This window comes from Nitrosomonas ureae, from assembly GCF_900108305.1.
In the GTDB taxonomy this organism is placed as follows: Bacteria; Pseudomonadota; Gammaproteobacteria; order Burkholderiales; family Nitrosomonadaceae; genus Nitrosomonas; species Nitrosomonas ureae_B.
Genome location: NZ_FNUX01000005.1, coordinates 132,300 through 151,161, shown reverse-complemented (window position 1 = coordinate 151,161; position 18,862 = coordinate 132,300). Strand labels below are relative to the sequence as shown.

At 43.8% G+C, this 18,862-nt stretch carries 19 protein-coding genes, 1 pseudogene and 1 other annotated feature; of the genes and pseudogenes, 8 read left to right on the top strand and 12 right to left on the bottom strand.

What is annotated here, in order from left to right:
• Nucleotides 1–473: pseudogene (locus tag C4S39_RS04975) on the bottom strand (transposase); the annotation flags it as partial.
• Nucleotides 79–195, bottom strand: a sequence feature (AL1L pseudoknot). Its footprint overlaps the pseudogene before it by 117 nt.
• Before the next feature lie 42 nt (nucleotides 474–515).
• Here C4S39_RS04975 and C4S39_RS04970 point away from each other — a divergent pair.
• Entirely contained in the window at nucleotides 516–821 is a 306-nt protein-coding gene (locus C4S39_RS04970; protein ID WP_219817915.1) for a tyrosine-type recombinase/integrase, read from the top strand.
• 983 nt (nucleotides 822–1,804) lie between these two features.
• On the opposite strand, the gene C4S39_RS04960 is transcribed toward C4S39_RS04970, so the two are convergent.
• On the bottom strand, nucleotides 1,805–1,987 hold the full coding sequence (locus C4S39_RS04960) for a hypothetical protein (RefSeq protein ID WP_103965933.1): 183 nt from the start codon (nucleotides 1,985–1,987) through the stop codon (nucleotides 1,805–1,807).
• Nucleotides 1,988–2,076: 89 nt separating this feature from the next.
• Nucleotides 2,077–2,256 (bottom strand): hypothetical protein, encoded by a 180-nt coding sequence (locus tag C4S39_RS04955; RefSeq protein ID WP_181023756.1) that lies wholly within the window; start codon nucleotides 2,254–2,256, stop codon nucleotides 2,077–2,079.
• Between the two features lie 46 nt (nucleotides 2,257–2,302).
• On the opposite strand from C4S39_RS04955, the gene C4S39_RS04950 reads away from it, so the two are divergent.
• Nucleotides 2,303–2,602 (top strand): transposase, encoded by a 300-nt coding sequence (locus C4S39_RS04950; protein WP_181023753.1) that lies wholly within the window; start codon nucleotides 2,303–2,305, stop codon nucleotides 2,600–2,602.
• 195 nt (nucleotides 2,603–2,797) lie between these two features.
• Here the strand turns inward: C4S39_RS04950 and C4S39_RS04945 are convergent, their stop codons facing one another.
• Complete coding sequence (locus C4S39_RS04945) at nucleotides 2,798–3,364, bottom strand: DUF2780 domain-containing protein (protein WP_103965930.1); 567 nt, start codon at nucleotides 3,362–3,364, stop codon at nucleotides 2,798–2,800.
• Nucleotides 3,365–3,878: 514 nt separating this feature from the next.
• On the opposite strand from C4S39_RS04945, the gene C4S39_RS04940 reads away from it, so the two are divergent.
• Together C4S39_RS04940 and C4S39_RS04935 are read left to right on the top strand one after the other, a co-directional pair.
• Nucleotides 3,879–4,583: an arginine N-succinyltransferase gene (locus tag C4S39_RS04940; protein ID WP_103965929.1), complete on the top strand. Its 705-nt coding sequence runs from the start codon at nucleotides 3,879–3,881 to the stop codon at nucleotides 4,581–4,583.
• 206 nt (nucleotides 4,584–4,789) lie between these two features.
• Entirely contained in the window at nucleotides 4,790–5,149 is a 360-nt protein-coding gene (locus tag C4S39_RS04935) for an exosortase system-associated protein, TIGR04073 family (protein ID WP_308457303.1), read from the top strand.
• 190 nt (nucleotides 5,150–5,339) lie between these two features.
• On the opposite strand, the gene C4S39_RS04930 is transcribed toward C4S39_RS04935, so the two are convergent.
• A complete protein-coding gene (locus C4S39_RS04930) occupies nucleotides 5,340–6,026 on the bottom strand; it encodes a response regulator (RefSeq protein WP_181023752.1) in 687 nt (228 codons plus the stop codon).
• Nucleotides 6,027–6,375: 349 nt separating this feature from the next.
• Between C4S39_RS04930 and C4S39_RS04925 the strand changes: the two genes are divergently transcribed.
• The gene (locus tag C4S39_RS04925; protein WP_103965927.1) at nucleotides 6,376–6,720 is read left to right on the top strand and encodes an exosortase system-associated protein, TIGR04073 family; all 345 of its coding nucleotides are present in this window, start codon (nucleotides 6,376–6,378) and stop codon (nucleotides 6,718–6,720) included.
• Between the two features lie 223 nt (nucleotides 6,721–6,943).
• Here the strand turns inward: C4S39_RS04925 and htpX are convergent, their stop codons facing one another.
• From htpX to argH, 6 genes are all read right to left on the bottom strand, one after another.
• The gene (gene htpX / locus C4S39_RS04920) at nucleotides 6,944–7,837 is read right to left on the bottom strand and encodes a protease HtpX (RefSeq protein ID WP_103965926.1); all 894 of its coding nucleotides are present in this window, start codon (nucleotides 7,835–7,837) and stop codon (nucleotides 6,944–6,946) included.
• 177 nt (nucleotides 7,838–8,014) lie between these two features.
• On the bottom strand, nucleotides 8,015–8,323 hold the full coding sequence (gene ftsB / locus C4S39_RS04915) for a cell division protein FtsB (protein WP_103965925.1): 309 nt from the start codon (nucleotides 8,321–8,323) through the stop codon (nucleotides 8,015–8,017).
• Nucleotides 8,323–9,606: a phosphopyruvate hydratase gene (gene eno, locus C4S39_RS04910; RefSeq protein ID WP_103965924.1), complete on the bottom strand. Its 1,284-nt coding sequence runs from the start codon at nucleotides 9,604–9,606 to the stop codon at nucleotides 8,323–8,325. The genes ftsB and eno overlap by 1 nt, the downstream gene beginning before the upstream one ends.
• A 147-nt stretch (nucleotides 9,607–9,753) precedes the next feature.
• The gene (locus tag C4S39_RS04905) at nucleotides 9,754–11,430 is read right to left on the bottom strand and encodes a CTP synthase (protein ID WP_103965923.1); all 1,677 of its coding nucleotides are present in this window, start codon (nucleotides 11,428–11,430) and stop codon (nucleotides 9,754–9,756) included.
• Between the two features lie 76 nt (nucleotides 11,431–11,506).
• Nucleotides 11,507–12,391 (bottom strand): fructosamine kinase family protein, encoded by an 885-nt coding sequence (locus tag C4S39_RS04900; protein ID WP_103965922.1) that lies wholly within the window; start codon nucleotides 12,389–12,391, stop codon nucleotides 11,507–11,509.
• Nucleotides 12,375–13,811 (bottom strand): argininosuccinate lyase, encoded by a 1,437-nt coding sequence (argH, locus tag C4S39_RS04895; RefSeq protein WP_103965921.1) that lies wholly within the window; start codon nucleotides 13,809–13,811, stop codon nucleotides 12,375–12,377. The genes C4S39_RS04900 and argH overlap by 17 nt, the downstream gene beginning before the upstream one ends.
• Nucleotides 13,812–14,048: 237 nt before the next feature.
• On the opposite strand from argH, the gene C4S39_RS04890 reads away from it, so the two are divergent.
• Nucleotides 14,049–14,663, top strand: coding sequence for a hypothetical protein (locus C4S39_RS04890; protein WP_103965920.1), 615 nt, complete (start codon nucleotides 14,049–14,051; stop codon nucleotides 14,661–14,663).
• 63 nt (nucleotides 14,664–14,726) lie between these two features.
• Here the strand turns inward: C4S39_RS04890 and murA are convergent, their stop codons facing one another.
• Entirely contained in the window at nucleotides 14,727–15,980 is a 1,254-nt protein-coding gene (gene murA / locus C4S39_RS04885; protein ID WP_103965919.1) for a UDP-N-acetylglucosamine 1-carboxyvinyltransferase, read from the bottom strand.
• A gap of 149 nt (nucleotides 15,981–16,129) precedes the next feature.
• Between murA and C4S39_RS04880 the strand changes: the two genes are divergently transcribed.
• Together C4S39_RS04880 and recG are read left to right on the top strand one after the other, a co-directional pair.
• On the top strand, nucleotides 16,130–16,519 hold the full coding sequence (locus C4S39_RS04880; protein WP_103965918.1) for a RidA family protein: 390 nt from the start codon (nucleotides 16,130–16,132) through the stop codon (nucleotides 16,517–16,519).
• Nucleotides 16,520–16,523: 4 nt separating this feature from the next.
• Nucleotides 16,524–18,563, top strand: coding sequence for an ATP-dependent DNA helicase RecG (gene recG / locus C4S39_RS04875; RefSeq protein ID WP_103965917.1), 2,040 nt, complete (start codon nucleotides 16,524–16,526; stop codon nucleotides 18,561–18,563).
• Nucleotides 18,564–18,862: the final 299 nt, after the last annotated feature.

Below are 18,862 nucleotides of genomic sequence, written 5' to 3'. Positions count from 1 at the left end.
CAGTGATTGATCACGCTGATGGCGTAGAGATTGCTTAGCAGGTTCTGCCTGACGGGCCTTATGGGCAAAGTAAGTAGAGGGGGCAATCGGCAGTTGCTGGCAGATCGACTCGACCCCGTGCTCTCGGCGGTGTTGATCAATAAAAGTAACCATCACTTTGGTCGGCGGTCGAGTTCCGCCTGAGCGAAAAAAGCCGCTGCTTTGCGAAGTATCTCATTAGCCCGTTTCAGTTCCCGGTTCTCGCGCTCCAAAGACATGAGCCGCTCCCGATCCGAGGTGCTCTGACCTAAGCGGACACCCGAATCACACTCATTCTGGCGCACCCATGTACGCAGTGTCTCGGCAGTACAGCCGATCTTGCTGGCAATGGATTTGATGGCTGCCCACTGGGATTCATAATCGGCTTGGTGTTCCAAAACCATGCGAATTGCTCGTTCACGGATTTCAGGTGAGTATCTTATCGATTTATTCATAGCTCCATTCTCTCAAGAAATGGAGTCTCCGATAAACCCGGGGTGGTTCAGTTTGAGTATCTGTTCATTAATCGTCTGACAGGCATGCCTTATCGTAATATTCATAAGGTCTGGCAGCGACTGCGCAAGAAAGCAGGATTAAAACATCTGCGTTTGCACGATCTGCGGCATCAGTATGCGTCCTTTCTGGTCAACAGTGGCCGTACCCTTTACGAAGTACAGCAGATATTTGGTCATAGCACGAGCGTGGTTACGCAGCGTTATTCTCACCTGTCTTCCAAGGTATTGAAAGAGGCAGCTCAAAGCGCATCGATCAAAATCAGGGAGGCCACGACAACCACGACTTAAAAAAGAGCGAAAATTGCGGGTCGGGCTGGCGAAAACCGGCCCCGCTCGTGCCCATAGTTGGCCGCTCTGGAGCGATTCCTGGGCGGGGATGGCTGCACTATCGGCAATCCCCAGCGCTGCGCCTCGGGTCGTTTTGGGACAAATCCGGGATTTTTTCCCGCTCTGCCTTGCCAGTGTTCGCTTTCCGTCTACTGGATTCGGAATCGTTCGGGTTCGGCTCAGTTGAAATTGCGGTATGGAATTGTTTCCAATCAAAATAAACTAATAGCAATGCAATTTATACCCTTTTCGGTTCGGTTTTGGATGGTCCAGACACTTGCAATAAAAAAGAATTTACGCTTCTTCAACTTTGAAACCATAACTTCCACTGTGACTGCTTCTTTTAATCCGTTGGTCGCGCGTTCGAATCTAGCAATAACTACCAAATAAAACAATCACTTAGAGACTAGCAATCCTAAGTGCTTTTCTTTTTAATGAAATATGTCACCAATTTGTCACCACAAATTATCAATATTGATAAATTATTGATAAATAAAAAACCCGCCACTCGGACGGGTTTATAAACGTTTTCCTTAAATTGAGAAGTATCTAGTACTCGGGGAACTTACAGTGCGAAACGCTTGTATCATGACTTGGCAGATCACGGAGCATGCCATACTGCGTTCGAACATTGCGCAAGAAATTTCAATTGATGAATCGTGCTGCTGGGCGCTAGCATTTTTATCACCATTCCAACCAAAAATATGCAGTAATCTTAACATTCCAGGTCGACAGAATTATACATACCGCAGCATTATTGCTTGATATCAGTTGGTTCGGCGTATTTAAGGAAAGACTAATTAGATAGGCCCCCGTGGAAAGACCACGGGGAATGATAAGTTTATAACCAAATAATCATTGTCCTAACAATAACTTAGAGCAATGTAAGTTGGAGTAAATATTGAACATTGATTAACTTTATAGAGTTTTGCACACTTTAAGGCTTAACTTGACAGTATTGCTTGTTTTTCAGTTATTTTATTATGATAAGCTGCTTTGCTGGAACTTAATGTTGCATTTTGTTCTGCTGCAGAGGAAGCCACTGTTGTAGCAATAAATCCAAAAGCAAAAATTATCATTAAAGTACAAATTGATGTAATTACAAAATATTTAGTAGTTTTTTTCATGATAGGCACTCCTCGAATTGATTTTAAAATTTAGAATAAGTGTAATTAGATTAATAATTTACGTATATAGGGGAGACAATCATTTTTCTCTAAGGGAAGCCATTAGTTCCTAATATCTGCAGTATGGCTCTCCAGGAACGCCTGTCGATCATTTCACATTCCAAAGTAGCAAAAAAACTTTCAGCCATCGCATTGCCCACGCTGCCCATGAAGGGACGCACGCCACTGAGAAAACCCGCGTTTCTAATCTGAGGTATGCCGATTTTCATGGAGTCCAAAGTTTCATAAAATGGAGGCATGAAATGGAGGATGAAGATGGAATTATCGCGTACCCAATATAGTCAGGAATTTCTGGAGCAATCAGTTAAGTTTTTTAAAGAAAGTGGATTGACTGTGGTAGAGGCAGCAAAACGACTGTCGTTACCTCGAGGGACACTAAAGAACTGGGTTTATGCTGACAAACGAGGAGAACTCGCTGCAGTAGGCAAACATCAGAAGCCGCTGACTGAACTTGAATTAGAGCTATCCAGGGTTAAACGGGAATTAGCAGAAGTGAAGATGGAGCGTGACTTCATAAAAAAGTGTGCGACGTATTTCGCCAAGGAATCGCGGTGAGATACGGCCTGATTGAGTCGATGCTTTGAGCTATCCGGTTGCGCTCATGTGTCGGGTACTTGATGTATCCAAGAGTAGCTTTCATGCAAGGAAAGCACGCCCACCATGTGATTGTGAACGTGAGAGTACAAGTGTCCTGGTCAAATGAAACTGGACAGTCCAGTTTCATTTGACCAGGTGATTTCACTGTAATAACTACATTCCGCCCATTAGTGCTGATTGAAGTGCACCCGCAACTGCACCACCTCCATTACCCTGAACATACTGCATAACGACTGGAATAAACTTCTGTACCATATCAGGTGCTAAGCCAAGCTGTTGAAATGAGCTGGCTAAGCCAACTAAATTTCCGTCTGCTCCACTCAAATTACCTGCCATACTTGCTAGGTTGCCCGCCGTACTACCGCTTCCAGCTGCGTTTGCAACAGGCGCGGCGGCTAGTAACCCTTGCATATCTGGAACGGAATCACCCAAGGCTGTAAAATCACCTGCCGACATTTTAGATTTGGCTAATTGGAATAGCGCTCCTGCTCCACCTTCTGCTTGCGGTTGTGTCACCCCTAATTGTTGCATTAATAACTCAGTCAACCCAGTGGTAGAGCTTGGCACGGCCGCAGTAGCAGCTTGTCCAGCTTGCGTGCCTTGCTGCAGAATACCGGTTGCTCCCGTAAGATCACTTAAGTCGGCCGCATAAGAATTGGCAGCTACGAAAATAGCGACACCTAATAAAGAATATACAGTTAATAATTTAATTCTTTTCATAATTTACTCCTTAATTAAGAACCGTTTGATGATATAGCCCTTGATTTAAAATTCGAATACATAGTAGAAATATGCTGCTTACACATCTCTACCTACAAATTTATTAAGCTACAGGCTTTCTATTTATCACCCTGATTTATCATGTTAAAAACCAATTCTGCCACTACGCCGCCCACAAAATAAGCGACCAAATGAATCCAGATATTACTCCAATTCCCAATTCATCAAGCCCATTAATGGGGCGCCGATCGCTACTGCGGGACTGAAAGCACCAATAAACTCGACGATAAACTTTTTCATGATTGATGCCCTCCTATCAATGTATTCATTCTGATGCAAATAGAATATCGGTCGGCTTGTATCTAAAATATCGCAACAACTTATTGCGTAACTTGCCTGCTTAAATGATACATTTCCATTTAAGCATAAAATTTTTCTGGTGTATAAACTATTTTTTATTACTATACAATGCGAAAAGCAAGGCTAACCCTTTTGAGCAGATATACTCACTCGCATGAATTCAACTGAAAACATTTATCAAAAGACTTCTACTATGCACTGGACTCATGTACTCCTCATTGTTATCTTCACCATTGTAATCACCATAGCCGGAACCTACTGGATACTCAAGACCTACATTTTCACAACGGCATTTACACCCGTTGTACTCGACACAAAGGAAGAAAGAACACTCCAAGACAAACTTAAGGCAATCGGTTATGACTTCGAATTTTCAGCACGACCCAGGCATAAAAAGGAACGTGATGAAATCAATGACAATGAAGATGGCTTTCTGGAACCTGAACCCTATTCAGAAAAAAATGCGCCACGCAAAATCACTTTCACAGAACGCGAATTGAATGCACTACTTGCTAAAAATACTGATCTTGCGCAAAAGCTGGCTATTGATCTTGCAAGTAACCTCATCAGTGCAAAACTGCTCATTCCGCTTGAAGAAGATTTTCCAGTTCTGGGCGGCAAAACACTGCGCTTTAATGCCGGCATCGGAATGGCTTATCTGCATGATAAACCGGTTATTGTCCTCAAAGGTGTCAGCATCATGGGTGTTCCCATCCCCAATGCTTGGCTGGGCGGATTAAAAAATATTGATCTCGTCAGCGAATTTGGCGTCGATCCAGGTTTCTGGAAATCCTTCTCGGAAGGCGTAGAAGACATTCAAGTCACAGATGGTCAAATCAGCATCAAGTTAAAAGAGTAATCTACCTTTACTGCGACTCAATCATGATCATTTGGCGCGTGAAATCGTTCGATTAATTTAAAGTGAAAAGTCTGCATAATTATCAAGAGCAAACATCATCTTGTTTCATCTATCCACTTACAGATCACTAGACTTAGATATGCTGCTTATTTAGCTAAACTTTCCTAAATATAATGATGACATTAACGGCCTGAGCAGAAAGCTATCTGACAGGTTTCACCAACAAGATAAGCCAGGGTGTGGCTAATATTGCTTTTGGATTTATCGAAATCCCGAAAAATATCATCAATATCACCAATGACCAAAATATTTTTGTAGGCATGAATTGGGGTGTTATTCGAGGAGTTGCGCACGGGGTGAGTCGAACACTAGTGGGTGGTACTGAGTTTTTAACTTACCGATTCCAACGAGTGAGTTTGCCTCATCAGCCTATGTCTGTGATCGTTTTAGTGAAGATAGCCGCTATTTTGGCTTGCATTACCCCGGCTACTGGACTAACTACGGCCCATTGGATGATGGCGAGTAAGCCTGTTGCGACTAATTCAATCACGAGGATAACATCATGAAAAAATATCATTACTTACTACTCGCAACTTTGATACTTTTCCTAACAGCTTGCGCTACATAAAATCGATACGGAAGATTTGAAAGCCGAGATTAAATCAGCCAGATCAGGTCACTATGGTCAAGCCATACTACATCAGGAACTATCTGAAGAAGATCTGGAAGTGGCTAATACCATTCTGGGAGGATTACCTAATCATTCGCTCCTAAACGCAGCAATTCTACTCTGCTTGCAACATCGTCAAGAACTGAGAATATTAACAAAGGGATATAATTCTTATTCTGATCCTCAAGCTGCCTGATGGCCTTTACAGTACCACGACCGTTTAATCTTCCTTTCAGCAATATATCAATGAGCACTAAATCATATACATTATTCTGAAATACCCGTATTCCTTCTTCGCCGTTAGCGAAACGGTCGACGGTATATCCATTGTCACGAAGTATAGTTAAGGTTTGATTAGTAACTGATTGACTATCTTCTATGTATAAGATACGCCCAGATATTGCTTTTTTGTATTTCTGATTGGAAAATTGCGCAGCATAACTTGTGATCTTGTCGAGTTCATGCTTGGCAAATATTTTTGTTACACCTGCTGAAAATGCCTCATCCAATAATTCTTTGTCTTCATTTGAAGTGATCATAACTACCGGTATTTGACAGATATGTAAATCAGCCCGAAGATGCCATGAAAACTTGGAAGCATTCATATCTTGTAAATGCATTGCAATAAATACCAGGTCAAAATGTTGATTTCTCAGTAACATTAGCGCTTCGCTGCCAATTGAAACCTGTTTCGTCCCCAATCCACCCAATTCAATCGCAGATGATAAAAACCTCTGATAAGTTCTGGATGGTTCAACAATAAGCCCTTCCATGTTATGCTTCCCTTTCAATGACATAATCTGAATATGATGGATAGAATTAATCAGCATCTAGCTCTTCTAAAAACATAGCTATCGACATTCAATGTGTTTTCGTTTTTTCGTTAGAAGTTATTTGGTTACCGTACATTGCAAATTCGATCGTGTTTGTTGGTGATCGATAACAAACAGATTTATTCTGTGGGATTTAACGTTAGTTATATAAAAGGGGATCAATCACAATATATTTCAGCTTGATTTGTATGATTAATTCCGAAAGGGTAAACTGCTAGGGAATTTTTGCTTATTCTCATTAAAGGCATAAATTTGATAAATTCTAAAACTGTATAAAGGAGATTCTTTGATGGGAAGTATTGTTAAATTATCTTTGGTGATTGCGATTTCTTTTGTTTTCTCGTCTCAGGCAATTGCTTCTGGTAGTAACTTTAATGCCTCGGGAGAGAGATTTGTAAGCGGAATAGCAAACATGGCTACTGGGTGGGTGGAGCTGCCAAAGAATGTTGTGCTAACGGGACAAAGAGATGGTCCGATATATGGCATTACCGTTGGATTGGCAATGGGTCTCATGCATACAGTGGGTCGAACGCTTGTTGGAGCATTGGATGTGGTAACCTTCTGGATGCCATTAAAGCCTTCAGTAAATCCACCTTATATCTGGGAAGACCTTTCGAGAGAGACTTCTTACTAATTAATATCTTATAGCACAACCAATTTCGTAAGAAATGTTATTAATGCAGAAAGGGAATGCTTCTTTTTAACTGTATTTGGGAATTACGAATATTTTTGTGTGATATCGGTTATTTCAATCATGCTCGAATAATCGAGAAAGCTCGGCATAATAGAAAAACGAGTTGTATAAAAAATAAAGCCGCCATGCGACTCGCATGGCGGCTTTATTTTTTCATCAAATGTCAGAATTTAGCGTTTTGTTGCGCTTCAAGTGCTGCAATTCTTTCCTCCAACGGAGGATGCGACATAAATAGCTTCGTTAATCCATTACTGCTTCCGGAAATACCAAAAGCAGCTAGCTGATCGGGCAAATGGGCCTGCCCATGGGCTAGTTGCAATCGTCGAAGTGCGGCAATCATTTTTACTTTACCTGCCAGGTTGGCCCCGCCTGCATCGGCACGAAACTCGCGTTGACGGCTAAACCACATGACAATGATACTAGCCAGAACACCCAGAACAATTTCAGCAATAATGGTGGTCACCCAGAAAGCAGGTCCGTGGCCTTCTTCAGTTTTAAATACGGCGCGATCTATCGTATGTCCAATGACGCGTGATAAAAAGATTACAAATGTGTTGACGACACCTTGTATTAACGCCAATGTGACCATATCGCCATTTGCGATATGACTGACTTCGTGCGCCAGGACCGCCTCCGCTTCATCCTGGCTCATGGTATTTAATAATCCAGTGCTCACGGCAACCAGCGCAGCATCTTTTGACATTCCTGTGGCAAAGGCATTGACATCAGGAGCCTCATAAATGGCTACCTCTGGCATACCAATACCCGCAATCTTCGCTTGCCGCTGCACGGTAGATACCAACCAGTGCTCTCGCGCGTTTCTTGGTGTTTCAATGACTTGTGCGCCAGTGAAACGTTTAGCTGTCCATTTTGACATCGCCAGCGACATGAAGGAGCCACCAAATCCGAATACAGCCGCAAACAATAATAATGAATTAATATCCAGGCCAGCACCTTGTTCATCCAAAATTCTTTCGAATCCCAACAGTCGTAAGGAAATGCTAAGAACAACGATGATAGCCAGGTTAGTAATTAAAAAAAGAAAAATCCTTTTCATTTTTTGCTCCACAATAAGATTTAATTTGACAGAAGTAATATGTCAATTATTTGCCTTTTTTCAAGAAAAATTTATTTAAGCTAAAGCTAGATTGGATAATTGACAAGCATCTGAATAACGATCATCTGATTATAAAGATTATTGGGTACTCAGATCGCTCAAGAGTCCTGGCAGATTTTATGGTGCAATATCTGATTGTGAAGTCTGAGGTTGCGCATTTCTGACAATCTGGAAAAGTACTTCCCCTTTCTTGATCATACCCAAATCGCTTCGGGCGCGTTCTTCAATTGCTTCAAGTCCTTGTTTTAAGTCATTGACTTCGGCTTCTAGCTTGTTATTGCGCACCTGCAGCTGTAAATTATTTTTACGTGCCGCGACAACCTCTTGATCCACTTGAAAAACTCTTAACCAGCTTACCTTACCAATCCACAATGAATATTGCGTCGCAAAAATTAACGCCAGCAGTATGAAACTCAACGGCTTCATTATTTAAGTTGATAAAACGCGCTCCGGCCTGCATATTTTACTGTATCCCCTAAATTTTCTTCAATTCGTAATAGTTGATTGTATTTAGCAAGACGGTCGGATCTAGATAGTGAGCCAGTTTTGATTTGTAATGCATTGGCTGCTACTGCGATATCGGCAATGGTGGTGTCTTCGGTTTCTCCTGAACGATGTGAGATGACTGCGGTGTAACCAGCACATTTGGCCATCTCTATGGCCGCGAATGTTTCTGTTAATGTGCCAATCTGATTTACCTTGATTAAGATAGAATTAGCAATACCTTGCTTGATCCCTTCCTGTAGAATTCTTGCGTTGGTGACAAAGATATCATCGCCAACCAATTGAATTGAATCACCCATTTTCTGAGTTAATAATCTCCATCCATCCCAATCATGCTCGCTCATGCCATCCTCGATACTGATGATGGGATATTTATCCACCCACGATAATAAATAATCAACGAATTGCGCTGATGTCAGGTGCAAATCATCAGAAGACAAATGGTATTTGCCATCATGAAAAAATTCAGAGCTGGCGCAATCAACACCAATCGCAATATCTTTTCCAGGTTGATAACCTGCTTGATCAATTGCTTCTACGATTAATTGCAAAGCTGCTTCATTGTTTTCCAAGTTAGGTGCGAACCCACCTTCATCACCCACTGTAGTGGGCATATTTTTGTTGTTGATAAGCTTCTTGAGCGTGCCAAAAACTTCGGCGCCGCAACGAATGGCATCATGGAAATTTGAGATTCCCAGCGGCACAATCATAAATTCCTGCATATCGATATTATTATTGGCATGCGCACCGCCATTAATCAGGTTCATCAGCGGAACGGGCATTGACATTGAAGCAGCACCACCCAGATAACGATACAGCGGCAATCCTGATTCCTCGGCGGCTGCTTTGGCAACCGCCAGCGATACTGCCAGAATTGCGTTGGCGCCAAGCCTGGATTTGTTTTCCGATCCATCTAAATCAATCAAGGTCTGATCAATGAAGCTTTGATCGATCGCATCTAAACCCATTAGCGCCTCAGAGATTTCAGTGTTAACATTTTTCACCGCCTTAAGAACGCCTTTTCCTGAATAGCGTTGTGCATCGCCATCGCGCAGCTCCATTGCTTCTTTGGTTCCAACAGATGCACCGGATGGAACCGAGGCGCGGCCTAAAACTCCCGATTCCAGCATTACATCTGCTTCAATAGTTGGATTGCCGCGAGAATCCAGAATCTCACGGGCGATGACTTCTACAATTGCACTCATGCTACATTTTTCCTGTTATTTGCGTTTACTGTTATTGATTAATTGATGGCGATCTTGTGATTTCTACTACAACTACAATGATATATCGATAATGTCGATTATCTTTTTTGTTTCTTGGCTCTAAGTTTTTTGTGCTTCGACAGTTGGTCAGTTGTTGTGTAATGCATGGATTTTTTCATCTCCGGAGAGTTGATGTTTGCTGGCAAAATTTATTGCTGCTTGAACATAGGATTTGAATAGTACATGCCCTAGCCGTGGTGTAGAAGTAAATTCCGGATGAAATTGACAACCTAAGAACCAGGGATGCTCAGCCTCAGGCAGTTCTATCATTTCACATAGATTCTCTTCCTTGGAAAAGCCGCTGATGCAAAGCCCGGCCTTTTCCAATCTAGGAATATAGAGATTATTAACTTCATACCGATGACGGTGACGCTCGGTAATTGTATCCGTGCCGTAGGTCTTCCAGGCGAGGGTATCTTGCTTCAAGATACATTCCTGTCCTCCTAGCCGCATACTTCCGCCAATATTGGAATTTTCATTACGTATTTCAATTTGCCCATCCCGAGTCCGCCATTCGGTAATCAGCCCGATAACCGGGAACGGCGTATCGGGATTGAATTCAGTGCTGTGGGCACCTTTCATGCCGGTTTTGTTACGTGCGTATTCCACTACAGCCAATTGCATGCCTAAACAAATGCCGAGATACGGTATGCGGTTGGTTCGGGCAAAGTTGATGGCCATTATTTTACCTTCGACACCACGTTTGCCAAATCCGCCGGGAACCAGAATTGCATCCATTTCACTCAAACCACTGGTACCTTCTGTCTCAATATTTTCAGAATCAATGTAATTGATGTTAATTCGGCTGTGAGTATGGATGCCGGCATGAATCAAAGCCTCTGATAATGATTTATAAGATTCGGTTAAATCAACGTACTTACCCACGATAGCTATAGTAACCGCGTGTTTGGGGTGCTCAAGCGCGTATACCAAGTTGTTCCAGACACTCAAATCTGCAGGTTTGGCCAGAATATTCAATTTATGGCAGATAATTCCATCCAGCATCTGCGCATGCAGTAACCCCGGGATTTTATAAATGCTATCCACATCGACGGCGGATATCACGGCTTCTTCCTGAACATTGGTAAAGAGCGCTATTTTTCGGCGTTCATCCTTGGGCAGCTCACGGTCTGAGCGGCACAGCAAAACATCCGGTTGAATCCCAATTTCGCGTAACTCCTTGACCGAATGCTGAGTTGGCTTGGTTTTCAGTTCACCGGCCGAGCCGATATAAGGCAATAAGGTAAGATGAATGAAGCAGGTATCCATGCGCGGATTTTGTACGGCCATTTGCCTGATGGCTTCCAGAAACGGGAGCGATTCAATATCACCGACCGTACCGCCAATTTCAATAATCGCAATTTGTGCATCTCCCACGCCGGCGTGAATATAGCGCTTAATTTCATCCGTAATATGGGGGATAACCTGAACAGTACCTCCAAGATAATCGCCACGCCGCTCCTTGCGAATAACACTTTCGTAGATTTGACCGGTAGTAAAGTTATTATGCCGAGTCATACGGGTAGTAATGAAACGCTCATAATGTCCCAAATCAAGATCTGTTTCGGCGCCATCCTCGGTGACAAACACTTCACCATGCTGAAACGGGCTCATGGTTCCCGGGTCCACATTGATATAAGGATCCAGCTTAAGCATAGTCACTTTGAGCCCCCGCGACTCAAGCAGTGCGGCGAGAGATGCAGCTGCAATTCCTTTACCCAGCGAAGAAACGACACCGCCTGTCACAAAGACATACTTGGTCATGAGTGATTATCGCAATTTAAATAATTCATTGGAACAATAAGATGGGGTTTGTATGGGCAATGTGACTCTGAATTTATCAGCGAATTTCTGCAAGCAATTTACTCATCATTTGTTCGGCCTGGCAGCAATAGCCACCGCCAAACAGATTTAAATGATTAAGAACATGATACAGGTTATAAACTACTTTCCTGATATTATAACCGGAATCCAGGGGATAGTCACAGCGGTAAGCAGAATAAAAACCAGCTGGAAATCCACCGAAAAGCTCAGTCATGGCAATATCGGCCTCCCGGTCGCCGTAATATACTGCGGGATCAAATAACACCGGTTCTCCTGTCTTATCATAAGCATAATTACCGCTCCAGAGATCGCCGTGCAATAATGAAGGTAATGGCGAAGCGTCTGGAAGAAGCTTCGCCAGATTCGCCAGTAATTGCTCTCCAAGCTCTTGCAGTTTTCCATTAAATCCATTGTTTTTAGCCAGTTCGAGTTGATTGCCTAAACGATGCATGCGCCAGAATTCAACCCAATTTAAAGAAGTCGTATTGATTTGTGGATTTTTTCCAATGGTATTGTCGCGAATCCAACCAAATTGACTACAAGTCGTACGATGCATTGCAGCAAGTTGTCGACCCAGATCGGATGCTTTTCCGTATTTGCCATTATTGATATCGAGATATTCCAGAATGAGCCATGCTGCATGAGTGTTTTGCCCGGAACAGACAGGTACTGGAACACGTATAGTGCGTGATTGGTGAATTTCCACGAGACCAACGGCTTCGGCCTCAAACATGGCTAAATTTCCAGGGGTATTTAATTTGACAAAATAGCGTTGTTTTCCGTCTGTAATACAATAAGCCTGGTTGATGCAGCCACCACCGATGGAATAGGCCTCTTTAACCTCGAAGAAACTATCCGTGACAGCGGAAATTTGTCTGCTGATTTCATGCCATGCTTGCATGTTTTAAATTTTCTGCAGTTAACCATGCTTTGGCTGCTTGAATGGCTATTCGCACCTGTTCAGGCGCTGTGCCACCGGTGTGCTTTCTGCTTTGCATCGAACCTTCGAGTGTTAGGACAGCGAAAATATCGGATTCGATTTGTGGAGAAAATTTTTGTAGCTCATCAAGCGCAAGATCGCTAAGATCGCAATCTTTTTGTTCCGCAAACTGCACTGTTTTCGCTACAATTTCATGTGCATCGCGAAAAGGAATGCCTTTTTTGGTCAAGTAATCGGCCAGGTCGGTAGCCGTTGCATAACCGCGCAAAGCCGACTGGCGCATCACTTGCTGGTTCACTTGCACGCCGGTGAGCATATCGGCGTAAATCCGCAGCGTATCTGTCAAGGTATCGACTGTATCAAAGAGTGGTTCTTTGTCTTCCTGGTTATCCTTGTTATAAGCCAGTGGCTGTGCTTTCATCAATGTCAACAACGCTACTAAGTGACCGTTGACGCGTCCGGTTTTGCCACGCACCAGTTCCGGTACATCTGGATTCTTTTTCTGTGGCATGATCGAAGAGCCGGTACAAAATCGATCAGCGAGCTGGATAAAACCGAATGCAGGATTCATCCATAAAATGAATTCTTCCGACATACGGGATAGATGCGTCATGATCAACGCTGCGCAGGCACAAAATTCAATGGCAAAGTCCCGATCCGAGACTGCATCCAAGGAATTTTGGCAAACGCTATCAAAACTCAGCAATTGCGCCGCCCGTTCGCGATTGATCGGATAGCTCGTACCAGCCAATGCGGCTGCACCCAGTGGTAATTGATTCACACGCTTTCTGCAATCGTTCAGTCGTTCAGAATCGCGTTTCAGCATCTCAAAATAAGCCATCAGGTGATGCCCGAAGGATACAGGCTGTGCAACTTGAAGATGCGTAAATCCAGGCATGATCGTGTGAATATGCTGTTCCGCCAGGTTCAACAAGGCAAGTTGCATGGCTTTGATCAGATTGGTGATTTCATCAATCGAAGCGCGCAGAAATAACCGAATATCGGTAGCGACCTGATCATTACGTGAGCGGCCGGTGTGTAATCGCTTGCCAGCATCGCCGACTAAAGCGGTTAAGCGTTTTTCGATATTTAAATGAACATCCTCGAGTTCCTGTAACCATGTGAATTGATGCAGCCGGATTTCATCGCGGATTTGATACAATCCATGCCGGATGGCCGTAAAATCCTCATTGCTGATAATCCCCTGCTCTGCAAGCATTTGCGCATGAGCCAGCGATCCCTGGATATCATATTCGGCGAGACGCTGATCAAAATCAACAGAAGCGGTATAACGTTCCACAAGAGCGGAAACCGGTTCAGTGAAACGCCCGGACCATGTATTTTTGTGGTTTTCTTTTTTCGCTGCAGAATCATTATCCATTATGTCGCTGAAATTCCTTGTTTTCCATATAAAATACCATGAAGCACTTATTATAGAGCAAAATACAAGTCGAGTTGTTTTGAGTAGTAACGATATCCACGCATGGTGTTGCAGTTCTGATGTAAAAATAGCAAATCATGTGTAAAACCGCTAGTTAATTGATACCGCCACTTTTACTTCCTCCAGGATTAGTGGATAATTTGCATTCCTCGCTACCAATAACACAAGGAGTTATCCATGACAGCTAACAACAAGCAAAACCAGAGCCAACAATCGCCAATCGATAACTTGCTTTCACAATTAAGTGACAAGTTTGAATGGCTGGCTAAAGTTCCGACGATGCAACTGCCAGGTAAGTATGCAGTGATTCTGGTTGGAATTATCGTCGTTATTTTTGCTTGGAAGATCATCGCCGTCGGTAAAGCAGAATCTGACATGGCCAAGAAGCTTGAGCATGAGCGTGTGTTGATTACACAGCAAGCCCGTGAATATGCTGATCATCAATATATTAAAGAAGAAGAACGTTTTGGCCAGATTTTGTCCTGGGCAGTTCGCGGTGAGTTGATTCGTAATAATATTGATCAGATAGATCAATATCTAAATGAAATCGTCAAAATGAAGGATACCGAGCGTGTCGTGTTAATAAATGACGATGGAAAATTATTAGTTTCAACGGACAAACGATTGGAGGAAACCAATGGTACGGATTTGTTTCCTAGAGAAATTCTGAATTTGCAGAAAATTACTGTTAGATCGGATGTTGATGGCAAAAAGATACTGGTTGCTCCCGTGATGGGATTGAACAAGAAAATTGCAACGATTATCGTTAGCTACAAACAACAGAAATTTTAGTGTGAATTAACTATCGGATAGTCTGGTTTTTGGTTAAAAAGCCTTTGCAATCGCAAAGGCTTTTTATTGAGCGCGTTGGATCTGCGCGCCCAGTGCCGATAATTTTCCTTCAATATTTTCATAACCACGATCCAAGTGATAGATACGATCAATTACAGTCTCTCCTTGTGCCACTAAGCCAGCGATTACGAGACTTGCTGAAGCGCGTAAATCAGTCGCCATGACATGAGCGCCATCGAGCTGGGGAACGCCGTGGACAATGGCTGCATTGCCTTCAACTTCAATATTCGCATTCATGCGTATTAATTCTTGCACATGCATTAAACGGTTTTCAAAAATTGTCTCCGTAACGATGGCCGTTCCAGAAGCAACGCAATTCAATGACATGAACTGTGCTTGCATATCGGTTGGGAAGGCTGGGTAGGGAGCGGTGCGTACATTGATTGATTTCGGCCTGGTATGCATTTTCAAACGAATCCAATTGTCATTGGAATCAATATGAGCGCCTGCCTCGGTAAGTTTATCCAGGACTGCATCGAGTAAGTGGGCATCTGTTTTTCTTAAGAGGATTTCACCGCCGGCAGCTGTGGCTGCGACCAAGAAAGTTCCGGTTTCAATTCGATCGGGCATAACCGTGTGTTCAGCACCATGCAGTGACGGGACGCCTTCAATGGTAATGATATCAGTGCCTGCGCCATGAATTTTTGCGCCCATGGCAATGAGGCAATTAGCCAGATCGACGACCTCAGGTTCGCGCGCGGCGTTTTCAAGTATTGTGATGCCTTCCGCCAAGGTTGCGGCCATCATCAGGTTTTCTGTTCCAGTTACAGTGATGATGTCAAGTACAATGCGGGCCCCATGCAGCTTCTTCGCTACGGCATGAATATAGCCGTGTTTGATATGGATTTCGGCGCCCATTACCTGCAGTCCTTTGATATGCTGATCAACGGGCCGCAAGCCGATTGCACACCCGCCCGGCAAGGAAATATTGGCCTCTCCTGCTCGAGCCAGCAACGGTCCCAGTACCAGAATGGCCGCACGCATGGTTTTAACCATTTCATAAGGAGCAACAAGATGAGTTAACGTAGAAGCTGATAGCGTTATCTCCGAAACATTGGGTGCGGCGACATTTATTCCCATTTGTTTGAGCAGGGATAGCATGGTGATAATATCCTGGAGCACCGGCACATTTTTTATTTTTAAAGGCTCCTCGGTCAAAAGCGCGGCGCACAAAACGGGTAATGCAGCATTCTTGGCCCCCGAAATGGTAATTTCACCGTGCAGTGGTACACCACCTTGGATAATCAGTTTTTGCATAATGTAAAAAATTTAAATGTATTTTAGTGATGTTCTTATGTGGTTGAAATGTGCCAAAGTTCGCTGCATCATAACGCAATGGTGCGATAAAGGTTATGTAATAGTGTCAACTATATCAAAAATATCAAATCAATTTATAAGGAGAAAGAATGACTAAGCAAGTAATCCACACCGTGGATGCACCACAAGCCATCGGCACCTATTCTCAAGCAATCCGGGTAAACGGAGGTGATATCGTTTATCTATCGGGCCAGATCGGTTTGGATCCGGTCAGTATGCAAATGGTGGATGGGATCGAAGCGCAAATCCAGCAGGTATTCTCAAATCTGAAAGCGGTGGCAAAAGCGAGCGGCGGCAGTTTGAACGATATTGTGAAATTGAATATATTTTTAACCGATCTCGACAATTTTGCATTAGTCAACGAAATCATGGCCAGTCATTTCTCACAGCCTTATCCTGCGCGCGCGGCGATCGGTGTCAAGGCCTTACCGCGCGGTGCATTGGTTGAAATGGACGGGATCATGGCATTGCAGGAATAAAACATTGTCCGTTAGTGCCAGTATGCAAGAAAAATTATCCCGCTTGGGCATTTACAATGAACTGGATCTGATTTTGCATCTGCCGATCCGTTATGAAGATGAAACGCATTTGTTCCCGATCGGTGATGCGCCACAAGGGCAAACAGTGCAGGTCGAAGGTGTGATTATTCATAATGAAGTGGTTGTTCGCCCTAGACGGCAATTGATTTTCCAGATTGAAGATGGCAGCGGCACCCTGGTTATGCGCTTTCTGAATTTCTACAGTAGTCAGATTAAAACCTATGCGGTGGGTAAACGTGTACGGTTGCTGGGCGAAATTCGTGGTGGTTTTTTTGGCGCCGAAATGGTGCATCCGAAATGTCGTATTGTGCGCGCAGGAGAATCGCTGGCGCATTCGTTGACGCCGATATATCCCACCACGGCGGGTTTGACGCAAAAGACTTTGACGAAAATAATCGGACAAGGATTGCAGGATGCGCAAACGGTGCAGGCACTAATTGAAACGGTGCCTGATAAAATCATCAGAAAATACCGGCTAAAAGGTTTTGACGAGAGTGTGATGTGCTTGCATCATCCCTCCCCCGAAGAATCGATTGAAGCCCTGCAAACACGTACACATCCAGCTTGGCGGCGTATCAAGTTCGATGAGTTGCTGGCGCAGCAATTATCGATGCGCTTGCATTACCGGCAACGGAGAAGCCGCAATGCGCCAGTGCTGGAGCAAAAAAATGCACTGACGAATCAATTACTGGCGCAGCTTGGTTTTAAACTGACTTCTGCACAAATCAAAGTATATGCGGAAATCAGCCGTGACTTGGCAGTCGCTTATCCGATGCAGCGCCTGCTGCAAGGGGATGTGGGCAGCGGAAAAACAATTGTGGCTGCACTGGCTGCACTGCAGGCGATTGAGAACGGTTTTCAGGCGGTCATCATGGCACCCACTGAAATTCTTGCTGAACAGCATTTCATGAAATTATCTGCTTGGCTTGAACCACTGGGAGTACATGTTGCATGGCTATCCGGAGGGATGAGGAAAAAACAAAAACAAGCCGGGATGGATAAAATCGTATCGGGCGCAGCGCAACTTGTTATAGGCACACATGCCTTGTTTCAAGACCAGGTAATATTTCACCAGCTCGGCCTGGCGATTATTGACGAACAGCACCGTTTTGGTGTGCATCAGCGTTTGGCGCTGCGGATGAAAGGCACGCAATCCGATTTGATGCCACATCAATTGATGATGAGCGCTACGCCAATTCCGAGGACTTTATCGATGAGCTATTTCGCTGATCTGGATGTATCAATTATCGATCAATTGCCACCCGGCAGATCGCCTGTAGTCACCAAATTAATTGCCGATCGGCGTCGTGACGAGATCATTGCGCGCATACATTCCGCTTGCCAACAAGGCAAGCAAGTATATTGGGTTTGTCCGCTCATTGAAGAATCAGAAGCGTTGCAATTACAGACCGCAATGGAAACCTATCAGCATCTGAGGAAAATATTTCCGGAATTGAATGTGGGCCTGGTACATGGGCGCTTGCCATCACAGGAAAAAGCTGAAATTATGCTGCTGTTCAAGGCAGGTAAAATTCAATTACTGGTGGCGACAACCGTGATAGAAGTGGGAGTAGATGTACCGAACGCTTCGTTAATGGTGATTGAAAATGCCGAACGCATGGGATTGTCCCAGTTACATCAGCTACGTGGTCGTGTAGGACGTGGACCGGGAGCGAGTGTTTGTATTTTGTTGTTTCAGCAACCCCTGTCAGAGATTGCCCGTAAACGACTCCGAATCATTTTTGAACACACCGATGGTTTTGAAATCGCCCGTCAGGATTTGCAATTGAGAGGCCCGGGTGAATTTCTTGGCGCACGCCAGAGTGGCTTGCCTATGCTGCGTTTTGCCGATTTAGAACAAGATGGTGAGTTATTGAAAACCGCGCAAGATTGCGCCAATGAAATGCTTAATAATTACCCGGAATTAGCACAGCGACATATCTCGCGCTGGCTAGGCAATAAGACTGAGTATCTGCGTGTGTAAAAGGATAAATCAGGTTTATACTCCTCAACCGTATGAGGGAGCCTGTTCCACCGATAACATTCGCACCCCAAGCATCCGGCTCGTGTTGGGTTTACCGTGAAGAAAAGGCTCTCATTAGTATTTAATCAATTAGAAAATTTCCAGTGCAAAAGATTACGAAAACCTGATCACCTATTCTAGACATCTCGTAAGATTAGATCTGAGCTAATCCGCTTAAGAATTTTGGAAGTAATTTAATTTAGCAAATGATAATCATTATTATATACTAGTACGAATGTGATTGACATCGCTGTCTTCTG

What these genes read in the sequence shown, in the direction of transcription:
- murA (WP_103965919.1), bottom strand. Translation starts at nt 15,980, where the DNA reads ATGCAAAAACTGATTATCCAAGGTGGTGTACCACTGCACGGTGAAATT.
- C4S39_RS04960 (WP_103965933.1), bottom strand. Translation starts at nt 1,987, where the DNA reads ATGAAAAAAACTACTAAATATTTTGTAATTACATCAATTTGTACTTTA.
- eno (WP_103965924.1), bottom strand. Translation starts at nt 9,606, where the DNA reads ATGAGTGCAATTGTAGAAGTCATCGCCCGTGAGATTCTGGATTCTCGC.
- C4S39_RS04950 (WP_181023753.1), top strand. Translation starts at nt 2,303, where the DNA reads ATGGAATTATCGCGTACCCAATATAGTCAGGAATTTCTGGAGCAATCA.
- ftsB (WP_103965925.1), bottom strand. Translation starts at nt 8,323, where the DNA reads ATGAAGCCGTTGAGTTTCATACTGCTGGCGTTAATTTTTGCGACGCAA.
- C4S39_RS04900 (WP_103965922.1), bottom strand. Translation starts at nt 12,391, where the DNA reads ATGCAAGCATGGCATGAAATCAGCAGACAAATTTCCGCTGTCACGGAT.
- C4S39_RS04880 (WP_103965918.1), top strand. Translation starts at nt 16,130, where the DNA reads ATGACTAAGCAAGTAATCCACACCGTGGATGCACCACAAGCCATCGGC.
- htpX (WP_103965926.1), bottom strand. Translation starts at nt 7,837, where the DNA reads ATGAAAAGGATTTTTCTTTTTTTAATTACTAACCTGGCTATCATCGTT.
- C4S39_RS04945 (WP_103965930.1), bottom strand. Translation starts at nt 3,364, where the DNA reads ATGAAAAGAATTAAATTATTAACTGTATATTCTTTATTAGGTGTCGCT.
- C4S39_RS04890 (WP_103965920.1), top strand. Translation starts at nt 14,049, where the DNA reads ATGACAGCTAACAACAAGCAAAACCAGAGCCAACAATCGCCAATCGAT.
- C4S39_RS04925 (WP_103965927.1), top strand. Translation starts at nt 6,376, where the DNA reads ATGGGAAGTATTGTTAAATTATCTTTGGTGATTGCGATTTCTTTTGTT.
- C4S39_RS04940 (WP_103965929.1), top strand. Translation starts at nt 3,879, where the DNA reads ATGAATTCAACTGAAAACATTTATCAAAAGACTTCTACTATGCACTGG.
- C4S39_RS04930 (WP_181023752.1), bottom strand. Translation starts at nt 6,026, where the DNA reads ATGGAAGGGCTTATTGTTGAACCATCCAGAACTTATCAGAGGTTTTTA.
- C4S39_RS04955 (WP_181023756.1), bottom strand. Translation starts at nt 2,256, where the DNA reads ATGAAAATCGGCATACCTCAGATTAGAAACGCGGGTTTTCTCAGTGGC.
- C4S39_RS04905 (WP_103965923.1), bottom strand. Translation starts at nt 11,430, where the DNA reads ATGACCAAGTATGTCTTTGTGACAGGCGGTGTCGTTTCTTCGCTGGGT.
- argH (WP_103965921.1), bottom strand. Translation starts at nt 13,811, where the DNA reads ATGGATAATGATTCTGCAGCGAAAAAAGAAAACCACAAAAATACATGG.